The sequence below is a fragment of the Shigella sp. FC1967 genome (genome assembly GCF_001743005.1).
Taxonomy (GTDB): domain Bacteria; phylum Pseudomonadota; class Gammaproteobacteria; order Enterobacterales; family Enterobacteriaceae; genus Proteus.
Window position 1 is genome coordinate 1 of record NZ_MIIZ01001423.1, and the last position, 352, is coordinate 352.

General features: G+C 47.2%; 1 pseudogene. It reads left to right on the forward strand.

The features are described from left to right. Positions 1–352: pseudogene (locus BHE89_RS22645) on the forward strand (RNA-guided endonuclease TnpB family protein); the annotation flags it as partial.

Genomic DNA, 352 nt, shown 5'->3' on the forward strand with positions numbered 1-352 from the left:
CGAAACTAAAAGCCCATTTTCCCACGTTTAAAAGTAAGCATGGCAGACAATCTAGCTATCATTGTGTCGGGATCAAAGTCATTGATGGCGCGATAAAAATCCCGAAAATCGCACCGATTGAAGCGCGTTTACATCGTGAAATTACGGGGGCGCTGAAAAGTATCACACTGAGTCGCAGCGCAACCGGAAAATACTATGCGTCACTACTCTGTGATGACGGGGGTAGAAGCACCGGCAAAGCCAACATTGATATCAAATATCACGGGGGCTTGATGTGGGGCTAAGTCATTACGCCATCAAATCAGACGGCAATAAGATTGCTAATCCGCGCCACCTTATCAATGCCAGCCGT